Raw genomic sequence first — 20,224 nt, 5'->3', positions numbered from 1 at the left:
CGGCCAGAGTGAAAAACGACGGGATCAACGCGAACCCGGACGCCCCGGGAAGTCTGGGCTCAGGCGGGCTGACTCGATGCTCGTCAAGGGGATCTCCCAATCACGCTCCTCGGTGCGCAGTGCGATGCCGCCCGGCACCCGCCCCAGGAGGATGCCTTCCAGCTTGCGCCGTCCCTCCACCTTTTCGTTCAGACGAATCCGAACCCGAGATCCAGCAAAGCGCGCGAAGTGCTCGGGAAACACCAGTGGACGATCCAGACCAGGCGAGGAGACTTCGAGGTCGTACTGATCCGCGATCGGATCCTCGACATCCAAGACGCCGCTCAGCTGATGACTGACCGCCGCGCAATCGTCCAGGGTGATGCCGCGCTCATGATCGATGTAGACCCGTAGCGTCGCTCCGCCGCCCTTCCGGAAATACTCGACGCCAACGAGCTCGTAGCCAAGAGGCTCGACGACGCGTCGGGCGAGGAGAGTGAGTTGGCTGTCGGCTGCTTGCATACTGTGCGCCACGTAAAAACAAAAATTGGGCCATAGGCCCAACCGCATAACCCTGCCCACAGGCTTCCGGACGATCGGCGCCATTTCGCGAGCGATAAAAAAACCCCGTAACGGGGTCTTATGGAGACGATTCTGTGTTACAGGATCCGCCTGTTCCTTATAAGGGGGCAAACTATACGCCCCCATTCATGTAATTTCAAGGCGCCCATCGAGGAGAGGGTGCGCCCGCCCAGGCTAGAAGCCTGGGGGCGCACATACCTCGCGTCCGATCCTTGCGACCTGACAACCTTACCGGCTGCCCAGTGCAGACACCACGCTGAAGCAGTCGACTCAGCGCACCGCCGGACCATAGACGCCGGGCACATAACCAGGTGCATAAACTGGGTAGCCATAGGGCATCACCGGCATGGGCATGGGCATGGACTCACGCATCCGGTCCCAGTACTGGCGCCTCCACTCGTCGGCCGCACGACGCATGGCCTCGTACTGGGCCATCATCTCGGCGCGCTGCTGCTCACGCTGAGCAGCCCATTCGGGGCTTGGCATCCGCGCCATGGGGGTGGACTCGCCCGGAGCAGGAATGGCGGCGGGTGGTGACATCGGTGCCGACTGGGAGGCCTGCGGGGCCGGCGCGGGCTTTTCGGTTGCCACCACCGCAGGCGCGGCCGGCTTCTCGGTCGTTGCCGCCGCAGGCGCGGTCGGGGCCGGCGCGGGCTTTTCGGTTGCCACCACCGCAGGCGCGGCCGGCTTCTCGGTCGTTGCCGCCCCAGGCGCGGTCGGCGCCGGCTTCTCGGTTGTAGCCGGGGCCGCTGGAGCCGGCGCGGGTTCAGCCGGTGCCTTCAGGGCAACGGAGGCATAGCTGACCGGCGGCTGGGGCGCGGGCCTGGACGCCTCGACCGCCTTGGGGGTCTCGGTGGAGGTGGTCGGCTTGGCGGTCCCCTCGGTCTGAGCCACCGGCTTGGCGGGGGCTTCGGTCTTGGATGCGGTGTTCTCCGTCTGGTCCGTCTTGGACAACTCGGCGGCGGGCTCTTCTTTGCCGGAGAAACCCGGCAGCGACGACAGCGGGACCGGATTCAGCTTGGCGATCGAGTCGAGCATGGATGAAGCCGTGATGGTGCCACTCTCGCGATCGACCGAGCTGAGATAGACATAGCCAAAGCCGATGACCGCCGCCCAGAGGATGAGTTTTGGAAACCAGCCGAGACCCGAACGAGACGGTTTCTTTTCTTCAGAGTCGGACATTCTGTTTTCTCCTGCGAATAGGCGAAATGTTGGATCTTCGATCAGTGATTGGAGCCAATGTCCATCGATCCAGGCCCTTAAAGACGTCAATCGGCGCCCGCCACGGCCTCCAGGACCGTCGACACCCGCTCGACACACAGGGCCAGATTGTCCTCGATCTCCTTCATGGTAATGACGTTGCCACTCTTACCGGCGGCCCAATTGACGACGAAGGCCAGACTGGCATAGCAGAGACCGAGTTCGCGTGCGAGACCCGCCTCGGGCATGCCCGTCATACCAACCATGTCGCATCCATCCCGTTCATGACGCCGGATCTCGGCGGCCGACTCCAGACGCGGCCCCTGGGTTGCGGCATAGGTCCCGCGCGCCACCACAGTCTCGCCCACGCGCGCACAGGCCGAGATCAGGGCCTGGCGCAGCGACTCACAGTAAGGTTCGGTGAAATCGATGTGCTCGATGCCCCCCGCGAGGCCGTCATAGATCGTATGCTCGCGTCCGTAGGTATAGTCGATGATCTGGTCCGGGACCGCCAGCGTGCCCGGGCCGAAGCTCGGCGTGATCCCGCCGACGGACGCCAGCCCAATGACGCGATCGGCCCCCGAGGCGCGAAGCGCCCAGAGATTGGCGCGATAGTTGACGCGATGCGGCGGCAGATGATGCGAGGGTCCATGACGCGGCAGGAACAGCACCTCGCACTCGGCAAGCCGCCCGCGCGCAACCGCCGCCGAGGTCGCCCCATAGGGCGTCTCGACCGACCTGGATTCAAGCACTGTCAGAGACGGAAGGCTCGAAAATCCCGAGCCGCCGATGATCGCGAGAAGACCCATGCGCCACCTTAAGCGATAAAGTCTTGGAAGTTTACCGGAGAGCGCGCTCGAAGCCAAACCGGTATCAAGGGTCGCCGGACGGAGGTGGAAAACGCGCGACGACCCAGTCCGGGAGCTGGGCCTGATTGGCGTGATAGAGCGCATCGGACTCGATCACGACCAGCACCAAGAGCGTGACCATCAGCGGCAGGATACCGATGCCGACCACCAGGGCGATTGCGGCCTCCTTGATCATGAGCCCGTTGGCATAGCCCAGCCAGCCCAGACCCGCCACCACGAGCAACAGTCCGAGCAGCGCCATGAAGATCCGGCTGCGGCGCGCACATACCTGCCAGTGACACATCACATACCAGGAGTCGCATCGGCGCGACCGGCGCGCGCCGGAGCGTATAGCCGAGGATGGCGAAAGAGAGGAGCGGCACGATCAGCATGGACCAGGGGGCCGCGCCGAAGAGCCCGCCGAGCGCCACCGTCATCAGGATATGGTTTCCGACCAGATTGATGAGAAACAGCTCGTGCGGGAGGTTGGCCTGTTTGATCTCGGTCGGGCTGACGTCGCAGTGGATGGACACGGCGGGTTGGTTCCTCAGGAAGCCGCAGAAGATCTGGTGTCGGCGGTCTTGGAACAGACCGGGCAGGCCGGATCGGGGTGCAACTGGACCTCGCGCCACTCCATCCGCGCCGCATCGAGCAGGAGCAGGCGCCCGAACAAGGGGGTGCCGAGGCCAGTGAGGATCTTGATCACCTCGGTCGCCTGGAGGCTGCCGATGATCCCGACCAGTGGCGCCAGCACGCCATTGGCGGCACAGCTGGTATCGAGCGTACCTTCATCCGGGTAGAGACACCGATAGCAGGGACCGCCGGGCCGGCCGCTGAACGCCGCCACCTGTCCTTCCAACCGGATCGCCGCGCCCGAGACCAGCGGGACATGTGCCGCCTGGCAGGCGGCGTTGATGGCGAAGCGGGTGGCGAAGTTGTCACAGCCATCGACGACCAGATCCACGTCTCCAACCAGTTCGGGCAGGGTCTCGGGCGTGAGCGGTGCATCGACAGAGATGAGTTCGACGTTCGGCGCGATGGCCTGGAGCGCACGCCGGGCCGACTCGGTCTTGGGCAGACCGAGGCGGTCTGTGGTGTGCAGGATTTGACGTTGCAGGTTGGACAGCTCGACGCGGTCGAAATCGGCCAGCAGCAAGCGCCCGACCCCGGCCGCTGCCAGATAGAGCGCCACCGGCGAGCCGAGTCCGCCGAGTCCAGCGACCAGCACGCTGGACGCACGCAGACGCTCCTGACCCTCGATGCCGAATTGGGGCAGTAGCATCTGGCGGCTGTAACGCAGCAGCTCGTCGTCGGTCATGGAGGCTTATTCCGTACGAAATATGGCACACATGTTAGGCCGCAGCCGGCCTCAGTGTAAAATTATGATCCTTTTGCAGCCGTTGGATCCCCTCCATGTCAGACTCGAACTCCTCTGCCAAGCCCTGGGCCGGGCGCTTCAATGCCCCGACCGACGCCTTCGTCGAGGCCTTTACCGCCTCGGTCGCGTTCGACCACAGGCTCTATCGCTACGACATCCAGGGCTCGATCGCCCATGCCACCATGCTCGCCCGCCAAGGGATCCTGACCGAGGCCGAACGCGAGGCCATCGTCGCGGGCTTGGAGCGGATCCGGGCGCGCATCGACGCCGGTGAGTTTGAATGGTCGATCGCGCTCGAGGATGTACACATGAACATCGAATCGGCCCTGACCGCCGAGATCGGCGACGCGGGCAAAAAGCTCCACACCGGGCGCTCGCGTAACGATCAGGTCGCCACCGATGTGCGACTGTGGTTGCGCGACGAGATCGATGCCATCCGCACCGAGATCGCCCGGCTGCAAACCGCGCTCCTGGATCTGGCCGAGCGCGAGGCCGAGACCATCTTGCCGGGTTTTACCCATCTCCAGGTCGCCCAGCCCATCACCTTCGGCCATCACCTGCTGGCCTGGTTCGAGATGCTGGAGCGCGACCGTGAGCGTCTGGCCGACTGCCGGCGGCGGCTGAACGTCTCACCCCTGGGGGCAGCTGCCTTGGCGGGGACCACCTATCCCATCGACCGTCACTACACCGCTGCGCTGCTCGGTTTTGACCGCCCCGCCGAGAACTCGCTCGATGCGGTCTCGGATCGCGACTTCGCCATCGAGTTCACGGCGGATGCCGCCATCCTGATGATGCATCTGTCACGTTTCTCAGAAGAATTGATCCTCTGGTCATCGGCCCAGTTTGGTTTCATCGAGCTTTCCGACAGCTTCTGCACCGGCTCCTCGATCATGCCCCAGAAGAAGAACCCCGATGTGCCCGAGCTAGTGCGCGGCAAGAGCGGGCGCATCTTCGGCCATCTGATGGGTCTGCTGACCCTGATGAAGTCCCAGCCGCTGGCCTACAACAAGGACAACCAGGAGGACAAGGAGCCGCTGTTTGATACCGTGGATACCCTCAAGGGCACACTCAGGGTCTATGCCGAGATGATGGCGCATGTCACCTGCAACCGCGACCGGATGCGCGCGGCGGCCAAACAGGGTTTTAGCACCGCCACTGATCTAGCCGACTATCTGGTACGCCGGGGGATCCCCTTCCGCGATGCCCATGAGATCGTCGGACGCGCGGTCGCGCTCGGCGTGCGCGAGGGGCGCGATCTGGCCGAACTGACCCTCGAAGAGCTTTGCCAATTCTCGCCAGCGATCGAGGCCGATGTCTTTTCTGTACTGACACTCGAGGGCTCGGTCGCCGCACGCGACCACATCGGGGGCACGGCGCCGGCCCAGGTGCGCGCTGCCATCGAACGTGGACGCCAGCGCTTGAACCAGCGCCCCTAACGCCCTGGAAGACAGCACACCTCTCCTTGAGACACCCTGTAGTGCCTCATCCATCCGCACCGACCCAGATACCATGACCGAACTCCAGGAACAGATCGCCAAGCGGCGCACCTTCGCCATCATCTCGCACCCCGATGCCGGCAAGACCACACTGACCGAAAAGCTCTTGCTGTTCGGCGGCGCCATCCAGCTTGCCGGTACGGTCAAGGGGCGCAAGGCGGCACGTCACGCCACCTCGGACTGGATGGAGCTGGAGAAGGAGCGCGGCATCTCGGTCACCTCCTCGGTGATGCAGTTTCACTATGGCGAGGCCATCGTCAATCTACTCGACACGCCCGGTCACGAGGACTTCTCGGAGGACACCTATCGCACCCTGACCGCGGTCGACTCGGCCCTGATGGTGATCGACGTGGCCAAGGGCGTCGAGGAACGGACCATCAAGCTGATGGAGGTGTGCCGGATGCGCGACACTCCCATCCTGACCTTCGTCAACAAGCTCGACCGCGAGGGGCGCGATCCGATCGAGATCCTCGATGAGATCGAGCGCGTGTTGAAGATCCAATGCGCCCCCGTGACCTGGCCGATCGGCATGGGCAAGCGCTTCAAAGGGGTCTATGATCGGCGTACCTGTCGCACCCATCTGTTCGCTGCCCAGCACGGTGGTCGGATCCTCGAGGGTGAGGTCATCGAGGGGCTCGACAATCCACGCCTGGACACCGTGCTCGGCGCGCAGGCCGAGGAGCTGCGCGCCGAGCTGGAGCTGGTCGAGGGCGCGAGCCACTCGCTCGATCTCGCCGCCTATCGGGCTGGCAGGCAGACGCCGGTGTTCTTCGGCTCGGCGATCAACAACTTCGGCGTGCGCGAACTGCTCGATGCCTTCGTCGCCTATGCCCCACCGCCGCGTGCACGCGAGGCCCGCCAGCGCCGTGTCGCCCCGGATGAACCCGCCTTTACCGGCTTCGTGTTCAAGATCCAGGCGAACATGGACCCGGCCCATCGTGACCGGGTGGCCTTCATGCGCGTGTGTTCGGGCAGCTATAAGAAGGGCATGAAGCTACGTCATGTGCGCATCGGCAAGACCATCCAGGTCGCCAACGCCATCACCTTCCAGGCCGATGAGCGCCGCCATGTCGAGGAGGCCTGGCCAGGCGACATCATCGGTCTGCACAACCACGGCACCATCCAGATCGGCGATACCTTCACCGAGGGCGAGGATCTCAAATACGAAGGCATCCCCTATTTCGCGCCCGAACTCTTTCGGCGCCTGGTGCTCAAGGATCCGTTGCGGATGAAGGCGTTGCAGAAGGGCGTCTTGCAGCTCTCCGAGGAGGGCGCCACTCAGTCGTTCCGGCCACTGAAGAACAACGATCTGATCCTGGGCGCGGTCGGCCTGCTCCAGTTCGATGTCGCGGCCTATCGGTTGAAGGCCGAATATGGCGTGGAGGCCGTGGTCGAACCGGTGGGCATCAAGACCGCGCGCTGGATCCAGTGCGATGACCCCAGGGTCCTGGAACGCTTCAAGGAGAGGTGTTACGAGCACCTGGCACTCGACGGCGACGATCAGCTCGTCTATCTGGCCCCAACGATGGTCAATCTGAGCCTGGCCGAGGAGCGCTGGCCCGAGGTGCGGTTTTTGGCCACGCGCGAGCTGTAAATCGAGCAATATAGGTTGGGTTGGCTCAGCCAACCCAACCTCGCATGATGATGGTGCCAGTGTTGGGTTGCCGAACAACAGCAACCCAACCTACGCGGCTGAATGATGAGGAGTCAAAACTTGGAAACCGAAGTAGTCGCACAACTCATTCGCGCTGGACTGCCCGGGGCCGAGGTCCAGGTCACTGGGGATGGCGCCCATTTCGAGGCCATCGTCGTCAGCGACGCCTTCGAGGGCCTGTCGCTCATCAAGCGCGAGCGTCTGGTCATGGAGACGGTCCGGGAGCAACTGGCCAGCGGCGAGCTGCACGCGCTCTCCATCAAGGCGCGCACGCCGGCTCAGCAGGCCGGCGTAAAACTCGAGTAGCCTTTCACCTGCACGGTCTAAAGGCCGTGGATTCTTAAATGAGACACCGCACAAGAAGAGGCCCTTGCGAGCGATCGCGAGGGCCTGTTTAGTCCGATTGAATCCGTTCAAACCCCGCCGATGGCAATCGGTGGCTGACCTGGGGCGCCCTTGCCCTGGGTTGCCTCATGGCCGCCATCGGCCTTGGTCGTCGGGCGACCGCCGCCGTTCTCGTCGGGTTTGCGCATCGGCCGACCAGCCATGATGTCGTCGATCTGCTCCTTGCCGATGGTCTCATAGGTCAGCAACGCCTCGGCCATGGCATGGAGCTTGTCGAGGTTCTCTTCCAGGATCCGCTTGGTGCGCTGATAGTTGCGATCGATGATGTCGCGCACCGCCTGATCGATCGCCAACGCCGTCTCGGGCGAGACCTTACGCTGCTGAGTCACCGAGCGGCCCAGGAACACCTCGCCCTCGTCTTCGGCATAGGCCAAAGGACCCATGGTTTCGGACAGACCGAAGCGCGTGACCATGTTGCGCGCGATCTCTGTGGCGCGCTCGATATCGTTGGCGGCCCCGGTCGTTACCTGCTCGGGTCCGAAGATCATTTCCTCGGCCAGCCGTCCACCAAACAGACTGGAGATCTGGCTCTCCAACTGGCGCTTGGTCAGGCTGTAACGATCGCGCTCGGGTAGAAACAGGGTCACGCCCAGCGCCCGACCACGCGGGATGATGCTGACCTTGTGCACCGGATCGTGATCCGGTACCAGTCGACCAACGATGGCATGTCCGGCCTCGTGATAGGCAGTCAGCCTCTTTTCGGACTCGGACATCACCATGCTGCGCCGCTCGGCCCCCATCATGATCTTGTCCTTGGCCTTCTCGAACATCGCCATGTTGACCTCCTCCAGGCCAGCACGGGCGGCAAACAGTGCCGCCTCGTTGACTAGATTGGCCAGATCCGCGCCCGAGAAACCCGGTGTGCCGCGTGCAATGGTGCGCGCATCGACATCTTCAGCGATCGGCACCTTGCGCATGTGGACCTCCAGGATGGCAGCCCGTCCGGCCAGATCCGGCAACCCGACCACCACCTGACGGTCAAAGCGCCCCGGACGCAGCAGCGCCGGATCGAGCACGTCGGCGCGGTTGGTCGCCGCGATCACGATCACGCCTTCGTTGCCGGTGAAGCCGTCCATCTCGACCAGGAGCTGGTTGAGAGTCTGCTCGCGCTCATCGTGCCCGCCGCCAAGGCCCGCACCACGCCGGCGCCCCACAGCGTCGATCTCGTCGATGAAGATGATGCAGGGCGCATGCTTCTTCGCCTGCTCGAACAGATCGCGCACCCGCGAGGCACCGACACCGACGAACATCTCGACGAAGTCCGAGCCCGAGATGCTAAAGAAGGGCACCTTGGCCTCACCAGCGATGGCACGCGCCAGAAGCGTCTTGCCTGTACCGGGCGGACCGACCATGAGCACGCCGCGCGGGATACGTCCGCCCAGGCTGGAGAACTTCTGCGGATTGCGCAGGAAATCGACCAGCTCACCGACCTCCTCCTTGGCCTCATCGATGCCGGCCACATCGCGCAGAGTCACCCGTACCTCGCCCTCGGCGTGCTGACGCGCGCGGCTCTTGCCAAAGTCGAAGAGCCCTCCGGCGCCACCACCGACGCCACGACGCATGAACCAAATCCAGATGCCGGCCAGCACGATGAAGGGCATCCAGGCGGCCACCAGCTGGATGAAGAGGCTCGGCTGTTCGGGCGGCTTGGCGCGGATGACCACATTATGCTTAAGCAGATCGCCCACCAGTCCGGGATCACCCGGATCATAGGTCTCGAACCGCGAGCCATCGCCGCGTATGCCCTTGATACTGGCGTCTTGAATGATGACCTCCTTGATGGCACCGCTGGAGAGCTCCTGCAGGAACTGGGTGTAGCTGAGCGTGCGCGCCTCGGTCTGCTCGGAGGCGGTGAAACTGTTGAGCATCATCACCAGCCAGAAGGTGACGGCAATCCAGAGTAAGATGTTCAGGATCTTGGCATTCATGGTATCGGAGCTGTCCTCGTTGACCGGACTGAAGTCGGGGCGCGGTGTCTGGACCTCGCCTGTCTTGACAGGCTAGATCGGGCCTTGAGCTATAAATGCAATAGAAAAGGTTCGCGATGAACCCCTGTTGATCGGAGCTTATCAGGGTTTGCGCGCGGATTGGAGTTCGGAAACGAGGATGGGTTCCGCGTTTTGGGTTGCCGTCTGCCTGCCGGCTCGTTAATCTGGCGTCGAATGCCTCAGCGACGGGTTTGACCATGCCACTTGGCCCCATCATGCTCGATCTCGCGGGAACGGCGCTCGACGCCGAGGAGCGCGAACTGCTGCGTCATCCGGCCGTCGGTGGCGTCATCTTGTTCGCGCGTAACTACGAATCACCCGAACAACTCACGGCGCTGACAACGACCATCCACAGGCTACGCGAACCGGCCCTATTGATCGGCGTCGATCAGGAGGGCGGACGGGTGCAGCGTTTCCGCGAGGGTTTTACGCGCCTGCCGCCGGCCGGGTGTCTGGGCCGGCTGCATCGCGAGCGTCCAGCCCAGGCACGCGCTGCCTGCGAGTCCATCGCCTGGCTGATGGCCGCTGAGTTGCGTGCGGTCGGGGTGGATTTCAGCTTCGCACCCGTGCTGGATCTGGATCGCGGTATCAGTCGCGTGATCGGTGATCGTGGTTTCAGCGCCGATCCGCAGGTGGTCGGTGAGCTGGCGTCGAGCTGGATGCGCGGTGCGCATCAGGCGGGCATGGCCAGTGTCGGCAAGCATTTCCCGGGGCATGGTGGGGTCGAGGCCGATTCACACACCGATCTACCACGCGACGAGCGTCCCCTCGTCGATCTAGAACTGGAGGATCTGGTTCCCTTCCGGCGGCTTATCGCCCAAGGGCTTGAGGCGATCATGCCGGCGCATGTGATCTATCCGCGTATCGATCCGCGCCCGGCGGGGTTTTCGCCGCTCTGGTTGCGCCAGATCCTGCGTCGGCAGCTCGGATTCCAGGGCGTTATCTTCAGTGACGATCTCAACATGGCGGCCGCCGACGTGGCCGGTGATCATGTTGAGCGCGCGCGGGCGGCGGTGGCGGCCGGCTGCGATATGCTCCTGATCTGCAACAATCGTCCGGCGGCCGTTTCAATGCTTGCGGCCTTCAAAGACCATCGCGATCCGGCGACCAGTCTGCGACTACTGCGGATGCACGGGCGTAAGCCGCTCGATCGTGTCCGGCTGCATGAAAGCCCCGAATGGCACCGCGCCCTGAGCCATATCGCCCAACTCAAAACCCACAATTCGCTCGAGCTGCCGCTCGAGGATCCCACGACTCCGGAGCCAAAAAACCAATCATGAAACTCGATCCTCAGACTTACGCGGCTGTTGCCAGCCGCGCCGAATGTCTGGCCACGGCGAATGACATCGAGGCCGCGCTCGACCGCATGGCCGCCGCTCTGACCGCACGCCTGGGCGACAAGGACCCACTGGTGCTCTGCGTCATGACTGGAGCCACCGTGGTCACCGGACGGCTGCTGCCCAGGCTCGATTTCCAGCTCAGACTCGACTACATCCATGCCAGCCGCTATCAAGGGGCCACGCGCGGCGGCGAGATCGGCTGGCACCATCGCCCATCCGAGGCCATTCGCGGCGAGCATGTGCTGGTGCTCGACGATATCCTCGACGAGGGCATCACGCTGGAGCATATCGTGCGGGCCTGCCGGGAGGACGGCGCAGCCAGTGTGACCACGGCAGTGTTGGTCGAGAAGGAGCGCGAACATGCCTGCGCGGCCGATGTGGTCGGTATCCGGGTGCCGGATCGTTATCTCTATGGCTATGGGCTCGACTACAAGAATTACTTCCGCAACGCCCCTGGGCTATATGCGGTAGCGGATGTCGATTGTTGAGTCGCAGCCGCCCGGCCCCTCCCCAACCACCCTCTTGCGGGGCGAGAGGGGCGCGGGCGTGCCATGTTCAGAGGGCGTAGTCAAAAACCAAACCGATGAAGATGACCATGCCGAAGTAGTTGTTGTTGAGAAAGGCCTGGAAACAGAGCGACGGATCGCGCTGGCGGATCAAATACTGCTGATAGACCGCCAGCGCCGCCGCTGCCAGCAGTCCGATCTGATAGAAGACGCCCCGCCCCGTCACCTCGCCGATCCAGACCAACAGCCCGAGCATCAGGAGCTGCAACAATCCGATCGCCAGCCGATCCCAGCGTCCGAAGAGGATGGCGGTCGATTTGATCCCAATCTTGAGATCGTCCTCGCGATCGACCATGGCGTACTGGGTGTCATAGATGAGTGCCCAGATCAGAGTTGCGACGAACAGCACCCAGGCATGGAACGGGATACTGCCGGTGACGGCAGTGAAGGCCATTGGGATCGCCCAGCCGAAGGCTGCGCCCAGAAAGAGCTGCGGCACATGGGTGAAGCGCTTCATGAAGGGATAGACGAAGGTCAGCGCCAAGGCGACGACGGACAGCGCCACCGTCTGCCAGTTCAGTTGCAGCACCAGGGCAAAGGCGATCAGGCTCAGAACCATGAACACCCCGATCGCCTCACGCGGCGTCACCTGCCCCGTGGCGAGCGGACGCTGACTGGTGCGCGCCACATGGCCATCGAAGTTGCGATCGGCGTAATCATTGATGGCACAGCCGGCGGAGCGCATCAGCACCACGCCCAACACGAAGATCAGCACCACCGACCAAGGCGGCTGCCCCTCGCCGGCCAACCACAGCGCCCAGAGCGCCGGCCACATCAGCAGAAAGATGCCGATCGGTCGATGCAGACGTACCAGCCGATAGTATTGGTAGAGACGATTACGCCAGCCCGTGGGGCTTTGGATCCGGACGTTCAGCTCGGGGAGACGCATGGTGAGAGATCGAATCGCCTGTCTTTGCGGCAAGGTCGTGCCGGAACCACGCCCGCGCCGGTCGACGACGACCCAAGCCGTATAAAATCCATGGTGCCCGGGGCCGGACTCGAACCGGCATGACCGAAGCCGAGGGATTTTAAGTCCCTTGCGTCTACCAATTTCGCCACCCGGGCAGGGCCTGAAGTGAAGTCGAACCAGTATACTGATCGGCATTGGGCTTGGATAGAGTTGGCCCGCTAGCCGTGACACGGCGGCTGAGAGTCCGGGGCGAATGTCGAACGACAACGACGGCGCGAGGTGTTAAGGCGCAACGGCCCTGGGTCAGGGGCGGCCAAAGGGTGCCGGCGCTCTAGCTGCGAAGAGGCCTCGCATCAGTGCATCTGTTCCTGGAGCAGGCCCAGGATACGCTGACTGTTTGGGCTGGGGTCAGGTGTTCCGTCGGCGGCGAGCACGGTTACACGCGACTCGGTCGCGTTGCCGCTGACTTTCACCTGATATTGCTTGACGCTATCGACCTCCTTCTTGCGCCAGAAGGCCAGGCGCGACAGGAGCCCTGGCTTCTTGCCGTCGGATGGCGGCGGGTCGCCGCGACCGGCATAGCGGACATAGTAGACGCCCTGGGTCTGGTCGCGATCCTCGACGGCGAAACCGGCGCGGTCGAGCGCGGTTCCGGTCAGTCGCCACGCAGAACGAAATTCCTGCGGGATGAGAATGACGGGCACGCCGCCTTCGATCGACAGGCGCGTGTTGGCGCCGACCGGCTGACCTGTAGCCGCGACCTCGGTTCCAGAACCGGCGGCCCTGGACTGGGAAGCGCCTAGATAGACCATGAGACGCCGTAGCATCTCGGCCTCCTTCTCCTTGTCCGAGCCGCTCGGCTCCCAGATGGTGCGGCTGTTGTCGCCGATGCCATCCGTCACCAGGCGTTCGACCATACCGCGATGGGTCAGGCGGATCTCGGTGGTGCCCGGCTTGATCCCCTCCTCGATCCGCAGACTGTACTGATCGCGGGTTGAGGTCGAATAAAGGCCCTCGGCAACCTTGCTCACCATGCGTGTGATGAAGTCCTTGCGGATCTCGGCGCGGTTGTCGAGCCAGTCGGTGCGCATCACACCGAGGGTCGGATTCTGCTCGGTCAGCAGGATGCCTTGCTCGCGCCAGAAGGCAACGAGTCGCGGCCAAAGGGTCTGGGGCGCGGCCTGGACCTCGAGCCAGCGCTCGCCGCCGCGTCGTTTGAGTTCGACGTTTTGAACCTGGGGGAGCACATCGCCCTGACTGGCGATTCGTTGGCGTTGCTCGCGCCCTCCGGCGTATTCGGAGAAGGTCGTCGGACGATCAACGGCTGGAATATCAAGCGCGTCGTCGAAGCGACCGGCGGTCAGGTCCGGTGGAATCTCGAGATTCTCGGACGCCTCGCGCTGTTTTTTATAGACGAGACGCTGATCGGGCAGGCTGTCCTGGATCTCGCTCATGCTGCAACCCGCCGTGACCAGCAAGGGTATGAATAGGGCAAGCGTCAAGACGGACTTGAAACCTGGTTTCACAGTCAAGAACCTCTCAACCTAGAAATCATAGACCCTCCGCAAGGAAACCCGCGACTTGAGTCGCGGGAGGAATGGCGGGTGCGCGAAGCGCACCATGTGGTGTATAATACAGTGTGGTCTCCGGGCGCACGCCGACTGTAACGCCAGTCAAAACCTTGCCCGGATTGGCAGCGGGGCCCCGCTGCCAAGGGCGGCTGTAAACACGCCCAATGTTGGGGATGTGGTCAACCATGTTTGCTGCGTCTCACAATAAAGCCTTCGACTTCAGTCGAGGGTTGTTTACTTGGTCGGGTTACAGAGATCACAGCAGTCCCGCCTGGATCATGGCTTGACGCACACAGGGTACGCAGTCATCGGTCAGCCAGGTCAGCGGCAGACGGATCCCGCGCTCGCAGAGCCCCAGCTCGGCAACGGCCCACTTGACCGGAATCGGATTGGATTGGACGAAGAGATCGCGATGGAGGGCCGCGAGCTGGGCGTTAATGGCCTCGGCACGCTCGCGTTCTCCGGTGAGCGCGGCCTCGCACATGGCCTGCATCAGACGCGGCGCCACATTGGCCGTCACTGAGATGACGCCGTCGCCACCGCGCAGCATGAATTCGCACGCGGTGGCGTCGTCGCCGCTGTAGAGCGCGAAGTCGGGGCCGCAGTCGGCACGCAGACGCTCGACGCGCGTCAGATCGCCGGTGGCCTCCTTGAGCCCGACGATGTTGTCGATCTCGGCGAGCCGGGCGACGGTCTCGGGAAGCATGTCACAGGCGGTACGACCTGGGACATTGTAGAGGATCTGCGGGATGTCGACGGCTTCGGCCACGGCCTTGTGGTGCAGATAGAGACCCTGCTGAGTGGGCTTGTTGTAGTAGGGCGTGACCAGCAGCGCAGCATCGGCCCCGGCCTCGCGGGCGCAGCGCGTGAGCGTGATCGCCTCGCGGGTCGAGTTGGCGCCGGTGCCGGCGATGACCGGAATGCGTCCAGCGGCGAACTCGACCGTGCGCCGGATGACGGCGCAGTGTTCGTCTTCGTCGAGCGTGGCCGACTCACCCGTGGTGCCGACCGAGACGATGGCAGAGGTGCCTTGCGCGACATGGAAATCGATGAGTCGTTGCAGGCTCGCGTCATCGATCTCCCCATCGGCGTGCATGGGCGTGACGAGTGCCACAATGCTGCCGCGAAACATGCTCAACTCCCAAGCTAGAGCCTAAAAATAGGGCCACATGGTAGCTTGCGCGGCTTGTCTCCCACAACCACAACCGCCGCCGACGGCGCGGCTAGAATGCAGCCTGGCAGATCGAGAGCAGCGCGGCAGGGAAGAGTCCCAGTGCCAGCAATGCCAGCCCATTGAGCGTCATGGCCAGGCGTACCCCACTGCTCGTGACCAGCGCCGGTGCCTCCTCGGCGGGTTTGTCGAAGTAGATGAACTTGACCACCCGCAGGTAGTAGAAGGCACCGATGATCGAGAAGAACACCGCGACCAGCGCCAGCCACACCATATCGATCCGGACCACGGCCTCCAACACCAAGAGCTTGGCCATGAAGCCGACCGTCGGCGGCACGCCGGCCATGGAGAACATGATCAGCGCCATCATGGCCGCATACCAGGCATCGCGGTCGTTCAGGCCCTTGAGATCCTCCAACCGCTCGGCATCGCAGCCCTGTCGGCTCAGGATCAAGAGGATGCCAAAGGCACCCGCCGCCATCACCGCATAGACGATGCTATAGAACATGGCGGCGGCATAGCCCGGCTCGGAGCCGGCCAAGAGCCCCAGGAAGATGAAGCCGACATGCGAGATGGTCGAATAGGCCAGCATCCGCTTGATGTTGGACTGGGCGATGGCGACCAGATTGCCCAGACCCATCGACAGCACGGCCAGGATGACCAGCATCCCCTGCCAGTCCGGGTGCAGGCCGTGCAGACCATCGACCAGCATCCGTACCGCGAGCGCAAAGGCGGCGATCTTGGGCGCGCTGCCTAAGATCAGCAGCGCCGGGGTCGGTCCGCCCTCATAGACATCTGGCACCCACATGTGGAAGGGCACGGCGCCGAACTTGAAGCCGATGCCGATCACCAGGAAGGCGATGCCGAAGACCAGCACCTGGTTCGACAGACCCTGCTCGGCGACCGCCGCCGCGACCGATGCGAACTCGATCGAGCCGGTCGCGCCATAGATCATCGAGACACCATAGAGCAGCAGGCCCGAGCCGAGCGCGCCGAGCACGAAGTATTTCATCGCCGCCTCGGCGCCCTTGCCGGAGTCGCGGTCGAAGGCGACCAGGGCATAGAGGGCGAGCGCCTGGAGTTCGAGTCCCAGATAGAGGGTCAGGAAGCCATTGGCCGAGACCATGATCAGCATTCCGAGCACCGCGAGCAGTCCGAGCACATAGAACTCGCCGACCAGCATCCCACGATCCTGGAGCCAGGGGCGCGCATAGACGAAGGTCAGGATGCTGACGATGAGGATCGCGCCCCGCAGCAGGTCGGTCATGGCGTCGCGGATCAGGTTGCCGTCGAAGAGCACCTGGGCCTCGTCGCCGCCGACGAGGCCGGTCAGCGCAATGGCGATCACCAGACCGAGCAGGGTCAGGCTGTGGTTGAGGCCCTTGTCCTGGTCCTTGAGATAGAGATCCAGGATCAGCACCACGCTCGCGGTCACGAGGATGGCGATCTCGGGCAGGATGGAGAGCAGATTGGCGGCGTCGAATGACATGGGCGTTCCAAATCCGTTGTTCAGTTATTCAGGCTGGATCAGTGCGCCAGGCTGGCGACGGTCTGGGGCTGGGCTAGGACACACCCCCCACGCTCCGCCTCAGGCAGCTTACAAACGCCGACCTGCGCGACCAGATTCTCGACCGTCACATGCATGACGTTGACCAGCGGCGCGGGCCACAGCCCAAACAGCAACACCACCGCCGCCAGCGCCCCCAGATTGATCCGCTCGCGCACATCCAGATCCGCCAAGGCCGCGACCTTCTCGTTCTTGACCTCGCCGAAGACGACCCGCTTGACCATCCAGAGCGTAAAGGCCGCCGCCAGGATCAGCGTCGTCGCCGCGAGCAGCGCCCACCAAAAACTCGCCTTGAAGGTCGCCAGGATCACCATGAACTCCCCGACAAAGCCCGAGGTCCCCGGCAGTCCGGCATTGGCCATCGCGAAATAGACCATAAACGCACCAAACCAGGGCATGGTATTGATGACACCGCCATAATCCGCAATCTCACGCGAATGGACCCGGTCATAGAGCACCCCGACACAGAGGAAAAGCGCCCCCGAGATGAACCCATGCGAGATCATCTGCACCATGCCACCCTCGATGCCCATCACCGCCCCGCCCGTCACACTCGGATTGAACGCCAGCGTAAAGACGATGAAAAAGCCCAGGGTCACAAACCCCATGTGGGCAATCGACGAATAGGCGATGAGCTTCTTCATGTCCTGCTGCACCAGCGCCACAAAACCGATATAAATGATCGCGATCAGCGACAGCGCAATAATGACCCAGGCCAGATCCGCGCTCGCATCCGGCGTGATCGGCAGCGAGAAGCGCAGGAAGCCATATCCGCCGATCTTGAGCATGATCGCCGCCAGGATCACCGAGCCACCAGTCGGGGCCTCAACGTGCGCATCGGGGAGCCAGGTATGCACCGGAAACATCGGCACCTTGACCGCAAACGCCAGGAGGAAGGCGATAAAGATCAGCGTCTGCGCCGTCATGCCCAGTTCGAGCACGTGGAAATCCAGGATGCTGAAACTGCCCGACTGAAGATACAGGTAGATCAGCGCGACCAGCATGAACACCGACCCGAGGAAGGTGTAGAGGAAGAACTTGATGGTCGCATAGACCCGGTTTGGCCCGCCCCAGACCCCGATGATGATGAACATCGGGATCAGCATCGCCTCCCAGAACACATAGAACAGCACCGCATCGAGCGCCGCAAAGACGCCGACCATGAGGCCCTCCATGATCAGGAAGGCCGCCAGATACTGGGTCGGCTTGTACTCGATGACCTCCCAGCCGGCGATGACCACGAAGATCGTGATGAAGGTCGTCAGCACGATCAGCGGCATCGACAGACCATCGACGCCCAGGAAGTATTCGACATTGAAGCTCGGGATCCAGGACGCGCGTTCGACGAACTGCATCTCGGCGGTGGTCGGGTCGAAGCCGGTCCACAGTCCCAGACTGACCACGAAGGTCAGCACCGCGAAGGCCAGCGCCGTCCATTTGGACAACGTCTTTTCCTGATCGCCGCTCGCCAGCACCACCAATCCGCCGATGATCGGCAACCAGATGGTCAGCGTGAGTAAGGGTAAGGCGTTCATGACGAGGGTCTTCTCCCTTAATCGGCGTCAGAGCATCGCGAAGACCGTCAAGAGGCCAACCAGCCCAACGATCATCGCCATAGCGTAGTGGTAGAGATAGCCGGTCTGGAGCTGGCGGAACTGCTGGGCCAGGCGCCCGACGGTACGCGCCGAGCCGTTGACCATGGCGCCATCGATAACGGTACGATCACCCATGATCCAGAGCGCGCGGCCCAGATCGAGACTGCCGCCGGCAAAGACGCGCTGGTTGAAGTCGTCAAAACCGTACTTGTCCTGGAGCACCCGCGTCACCGGCCCACCAAGCGCCTGGACGCGCTCGTCGATGCGCGGATTCCAGGCATGGAGCACCCACCAAATGAGCGCCGCCAGCGCCAGACCGGCCATCGCCAGATAGAAGGGCAAGGCGTGCATCCCGTGCTCGACGAAGGCCGCCGGACCATGCCAGTGCTCGCGCAGAGGATGGAGCGTATCGTGGTCATGGGCGACGACGATCGGACTCCAGTCACCCGTGGTCCACCAGTCGCCGATCAGGAGCGGCTCGACGGCATACCAACCGATGAAGAGCGACGGAATCGCCAGCAGCACCAAAGGCATCGTCACCACCCAGGGCGATTCGTGCAGATGATGCCGGGTGTGCTCGTCCATACGCTCGCAGCCATGGAAGACCAGAAAGTACAGGCGGAAGCTGTAGAGCGTGGTGACGAAGACGCCCGCCGTCAAGAGCAGCGAGGCATAGCCAGAACCGAAGAGTTCGGAATGTCCGACCGCCTCGAGGATGGCGTCCTTCGAGAAAAAGCCCGAGAGGCCGGGGAAGCCGATCAACGCCAGCGAGCCGATCAGTGCCGTGAGCCAGGTGATGGGCATATACCGGCGCAGACCGCCCATGGAGCGGATGTCTTGCCGATGGTGCAGGGCGATGATGACCGAGCCGGCGGCCAAAAACAGCAGCGCCTTGAAGAAGGCATGGGTCATCAGATGGAAGATGCCCGCCGCATAGGCCGAGGCGCCGAGCGCCGTCACCATGTAGCCAAGCTGCGACAGGGTCGAATAGGCGACCACGCGCTTGATGTCGTTCTGGACCAGACCGACCAGGCCCATGAAGAACGCCGTGGTCGCGCCGACGATGAGGATGAAGCTCAGCGCCGTCTCGGACAGCTCATAGAGCGGCGACATGCGCGCCACCATGAACACGCCCGCCGTCACCATGGTCGCAGCATGGATCAGGGCCGAGATCGGGGTCGGGCCCTCCATCGAGTCCGGCAGCCAGACATGCAGCGGCATCTGGGCCGATTTGCCCATGGCGCCGATGAAGAGCAGGATACAGATCAGGGTCATCAGGGACACGCCGCCGAAAAGATCGACCTGGGTGTCGGCGTGTGCAGGTGCCTGGGTGAACACCTCGGCATAGTCGAGTGTCCCGAAGTACATGGCCACGGCGGCGATGCCGAGGATGAAGCCAAAATCGCCGACGCGGTTGACGATGAATGCCTTGAGGTTGGCAAAGACCGCCGTCTCGCGTGTCGACCAGAACCCGATCAGCAGATAAGACACCAGGCCCACCGCCTCCCAGCCGAAGAACAGCTGCATGAAGTTGTTTGCCATCACCAGCATCAGCATCGAAAAGGTAAAGAGCGAGATATAGCTGAAGAAGCGCTGATAGCTGTTCTTGCCCGAGAGCGCCCCGTGCGGCCAGTTGTGCTCGTCGTCGGCCATATAGCCGATGGTATAGATGTGTACCATGAGCGAGACGAAGCTCACGGTGGCCATCATCACCGCTGTCAGCTTGTCGATCAGGAAACCGACCTCGAAGCGCATCCCGTCCGAGACCAGCCAGGTATAGACCGGGCCGTTGAAGACGTCAGCCTCGCACCAGATGAAGCGCGCGAGCACCCACAGCGACAGCCCGGTAGAGACGGCCACGCCCGCGATGCTCGCGCGATGGGCGCCCCGACGTCCGATCCGCCCCCCAAAGAAGCCGGCGACGATGGCGCCGATCAACGGTGCGAGCACAATGGTCAGATAGACATTTTCCAT

17 protein-coding genes and 1 tRNA gene are annotated in these 20,224 nt (G+C 63.2%); 5 read left to right on the top strand and 13 right to left on the bottom strand.

What is annotated here, in order from left to right; translation table 11 throughout:
- Positions 1-24 precede the first annotated feature (24 nt).
- The 5 genes from rimP to E6P07_RS04345 all read right to left on the bottom strand — a co-directional run bounded on the left by rimP (position 25) and on the right by E6P07_RS04345 (position 3,927).
- Positions 25-501 carry a ribosome maturation factor RimP gene (rimP, locus tag E6P07_RS04365; RefSeq protein ID WP_153974488.1) on the bottom strand — a complete coding sequence of 159 codons (477 nt, stop codon included), beginning with the start codon at positions 499-501 and terminating at the stop codon, positions 25-27.
- 330 nt (positions 502-831) lie between these two features.
- Positions 832-1,743: a hypothetical protein gene (locus E6P07_RS04360; RefSeq protein ID WP_153974487.1), complete on the bottom strand. Its 912-nt coding sequence runs from the start codon at positions 1,741-1,743 to the stop codon at positions 832-834.
- Positions 1,744-1,829: 86 nt separating this feature from the next.
- Positions 1,830-2,570, bottom strand: coding sequence for an S-methyl-5'-thioinosine phosphorylase (locus tag E6P07_RS04355; RefSeq protein ID WP_153974486.1), 741 nt, complete (start codon positions 2,568-2,570; stop codon positions 1,830-1,832).
- A 64-nt stretch (positions 2,571-2,634) separates the two neighbouring features.
- Entirely contained in the window at positions 2,635-2,913 is a 279-nt protein-coding gene (locus E6P07_RS13860; RefSeq protein WP_246172924.1) for a hypothetical protein, read from the bottom strand.
- Positions 2,914-3,156: 243 nt separating this feature from the next.
- Positions 3,157-3,927: a HesA/MoeB/ThiF family protein gene (locus E6P07_RS04345; RefSeq protein ID WP_153974485.1), complete on the bottom strand. Its 771-nt coding sequence runs from the start codon at positions 3,925-3,927 to the stop codon at positions 3,157-3,159.
- A 95-nt stretch (positions 3,928-4,022) separates the two neighbouring features.
- Between E6P07_RS04345 and argH the strand changes: the two genes are divergently transcribed.
- The 3 genes from argH to E6P07_RS04330 all read left to right on the top strand — a co-directional run bounded on the left by argH (position 4,023) and on the right by E6P07_RS04330 (position 7,443).
- Complete coding sequence (gene argH / locus E6P07_RS04340) at positions 4,023-5,423, top strand: argininosuccinate lyase (protein WP_153974484.1); 1,401 nt, start codon at positions 4,023-4,025, stop codon at positions 5,421-5,423.
- Between the two features lie 73 nt (positions 5,424-5,496).
- Complete coding sequence (locus E6P07_RS04335) at positions 5,497-7,077, top strand: peptide chain release factor 3 (RefSeq protein ID WP_153974483.1); 1,581 nt, start codon at positions 5,497-5,499, stop codon at positions 7,075-7,077.
- A 120-nt stretch (positions 7,078-7,197) separates the two neighbouring features.
- Positions 7,198-7,443, top strand: coding sequence for a BolA family protein (locus E6P07_RS04330; protein ID WP_153974482.1), 246 nt, complete (start codon positions 7,198-7,200; stop codon positions 7,441-7,443).
- Positions 7,444-7,550: 107 nt separating this feature from the next.
- Here E6P07_RS04330 and ftsH read toward each other — a convergent pair whose 3' ends face one another.
- The gene (gene ftsH / locus E6P07_RS04325) at positions 7,551-9,470 is read right to left on the bottom strand and encodes an ATP-dependent zinc metalloprotease FtsH (protein WP_153974481.1); all 1,920 of its coding nucleotides are present in this window, start codon (positions 9,468-9,470) and stop codon (positions 7,551-7,553) included.
- A 257-nt stretch (positions 9,471-9,727) separates the two neighbouring features.
- Here ftsH and nagZ point away from each other — a divergent pair, with 257 nt between their 5' ends.
- Both nagZ and E6P07_RS04315 read left to right on the top strand, forming a co-directional pair.
- On the top strand, positions 9,728-10,810 hold the full coding sequence (nagZ, locus tag E6P07_RS04320; protein WP_153974480.1) for a beta-N-acetylhexosaminidase: 1,083 nt from the start codon (positions 9,728-9,730) through the stop codon (positions 10,808-10,810).
- Positions 10,807-11,358, top strand: a complete 552-nt coding sequence (locus E6P07_RS04315; protein ID WP_153974479.1) for a hypoxanthine-guanine phosphoribosyltransferase — start codon at positions 10,807-10,809, stop codon at positions 11,356-11,358. The genes nagZ and E6P07_RS04315 overlap by 4 nt, the downstream gene beginning before the upstream one ends.
- Before the next feature lie 67 nt (positions 11,359-11,425).
- On the opposite strand, the gene ubiA is transcribed toward E6P07_RS04315, so the two are convergent.
- From ubiA to nuoL, 7 genes are all read right to left on the bottom strand, one after another.
- Positions 11,426-12,325: a 4-hydroxybenzoate octaprenyltransferase gene (ubiA, locus tag E6P07_RS04310; RefSeq protein ID WP_153974478.1), complete on the bottom strand. Its 900-nt coding sequence runs from the start codon at positions 12,323-12,325 to the stop codon at positions 11,426-11,428.
- A 91-nt stretch (positions 12,326-12,416) separates the two neighbouring features.
- Positions 12,417-12,501: transfer RNA gene (locus E6P07_RS04305), tRNA-Leu, on the bottom strand.
- 198 nt (positions 12,502-12,699) lie between these two features.
- Complete coding sequence (gene bamC, locus E6P07_RS04300) at positions 12,700-13,872, bottom strand: outer membrane protein assembly factor BamC (RefSeq protein WP_153976133.1); 1,173 nt, start codon at positions 13,870-13,872, stop codon at positions 12,700-12,702.
- A gap of 301 nt (positions 13,873-14,173) precedes the next feature.
- Positions 14,174-15,049, bottom strand: coding sequence for a 4-hydroxy-tetrahydrodipicolinate synthase (gene dapA, locus E6P07_RS04295; RefSeq protein ID WP_153974477.1), 876 nt, complete (start codon positions 15,047-15,049; stop codon positions 14,174-14,176).
- Positions 15,050-15,140: 91 nt separating this feature from the next.
- Positions 15,141-16,577, bottom strand: coding sequence for an NADH-quinone oxidoreductase subunit NuoN (gene nuoN, locus E6P07_RS04290; protein WP_153974476.1), 1,437 nt, complete (start codon positions 16,575-16,577; stop codon positions 15,141-15,143).
- A gap of 38 nt (positions 16,578-16,615) precedes the next feature.
- Positions 16,616-18,190 (bottom strand): NADH-quinone oxidoreductase subunit M, encoded by a 1,575-nt coding sequence (locus E6P07_RS04285; protein ID WP_153974475.1) that lies wholly within the window; start codon positions 18,188-18,190, stop codon positions 16,616-16,618.
- A gap of 27 nt (positions 18,191-18,217) precedes the next feature.
- A complete protein-coding gene (nuoL, locus tag E6P07_RS04280; protein WP_153974474.1) occupies positions 18,218-20,224 on the bottom strand; it encodes an NADH-quinone oxidoreductase subunit L in 2,007 nt (668 codons plus the stop codon).

It is taken from the genome of Thermochromatium tepidum ATCC 43061, assembly GCF_009664085.1.
Taxonomy (GTDB): Bacteria; Pseudomonadota; Gammaproteobacteria; order Chromatiales; family Chromatiaceae; genus Thermochromatium; species Thermochromatium tepidum.
This window is presented reverse-complemented; position numbering and strand designations above follow the sequence as displayed.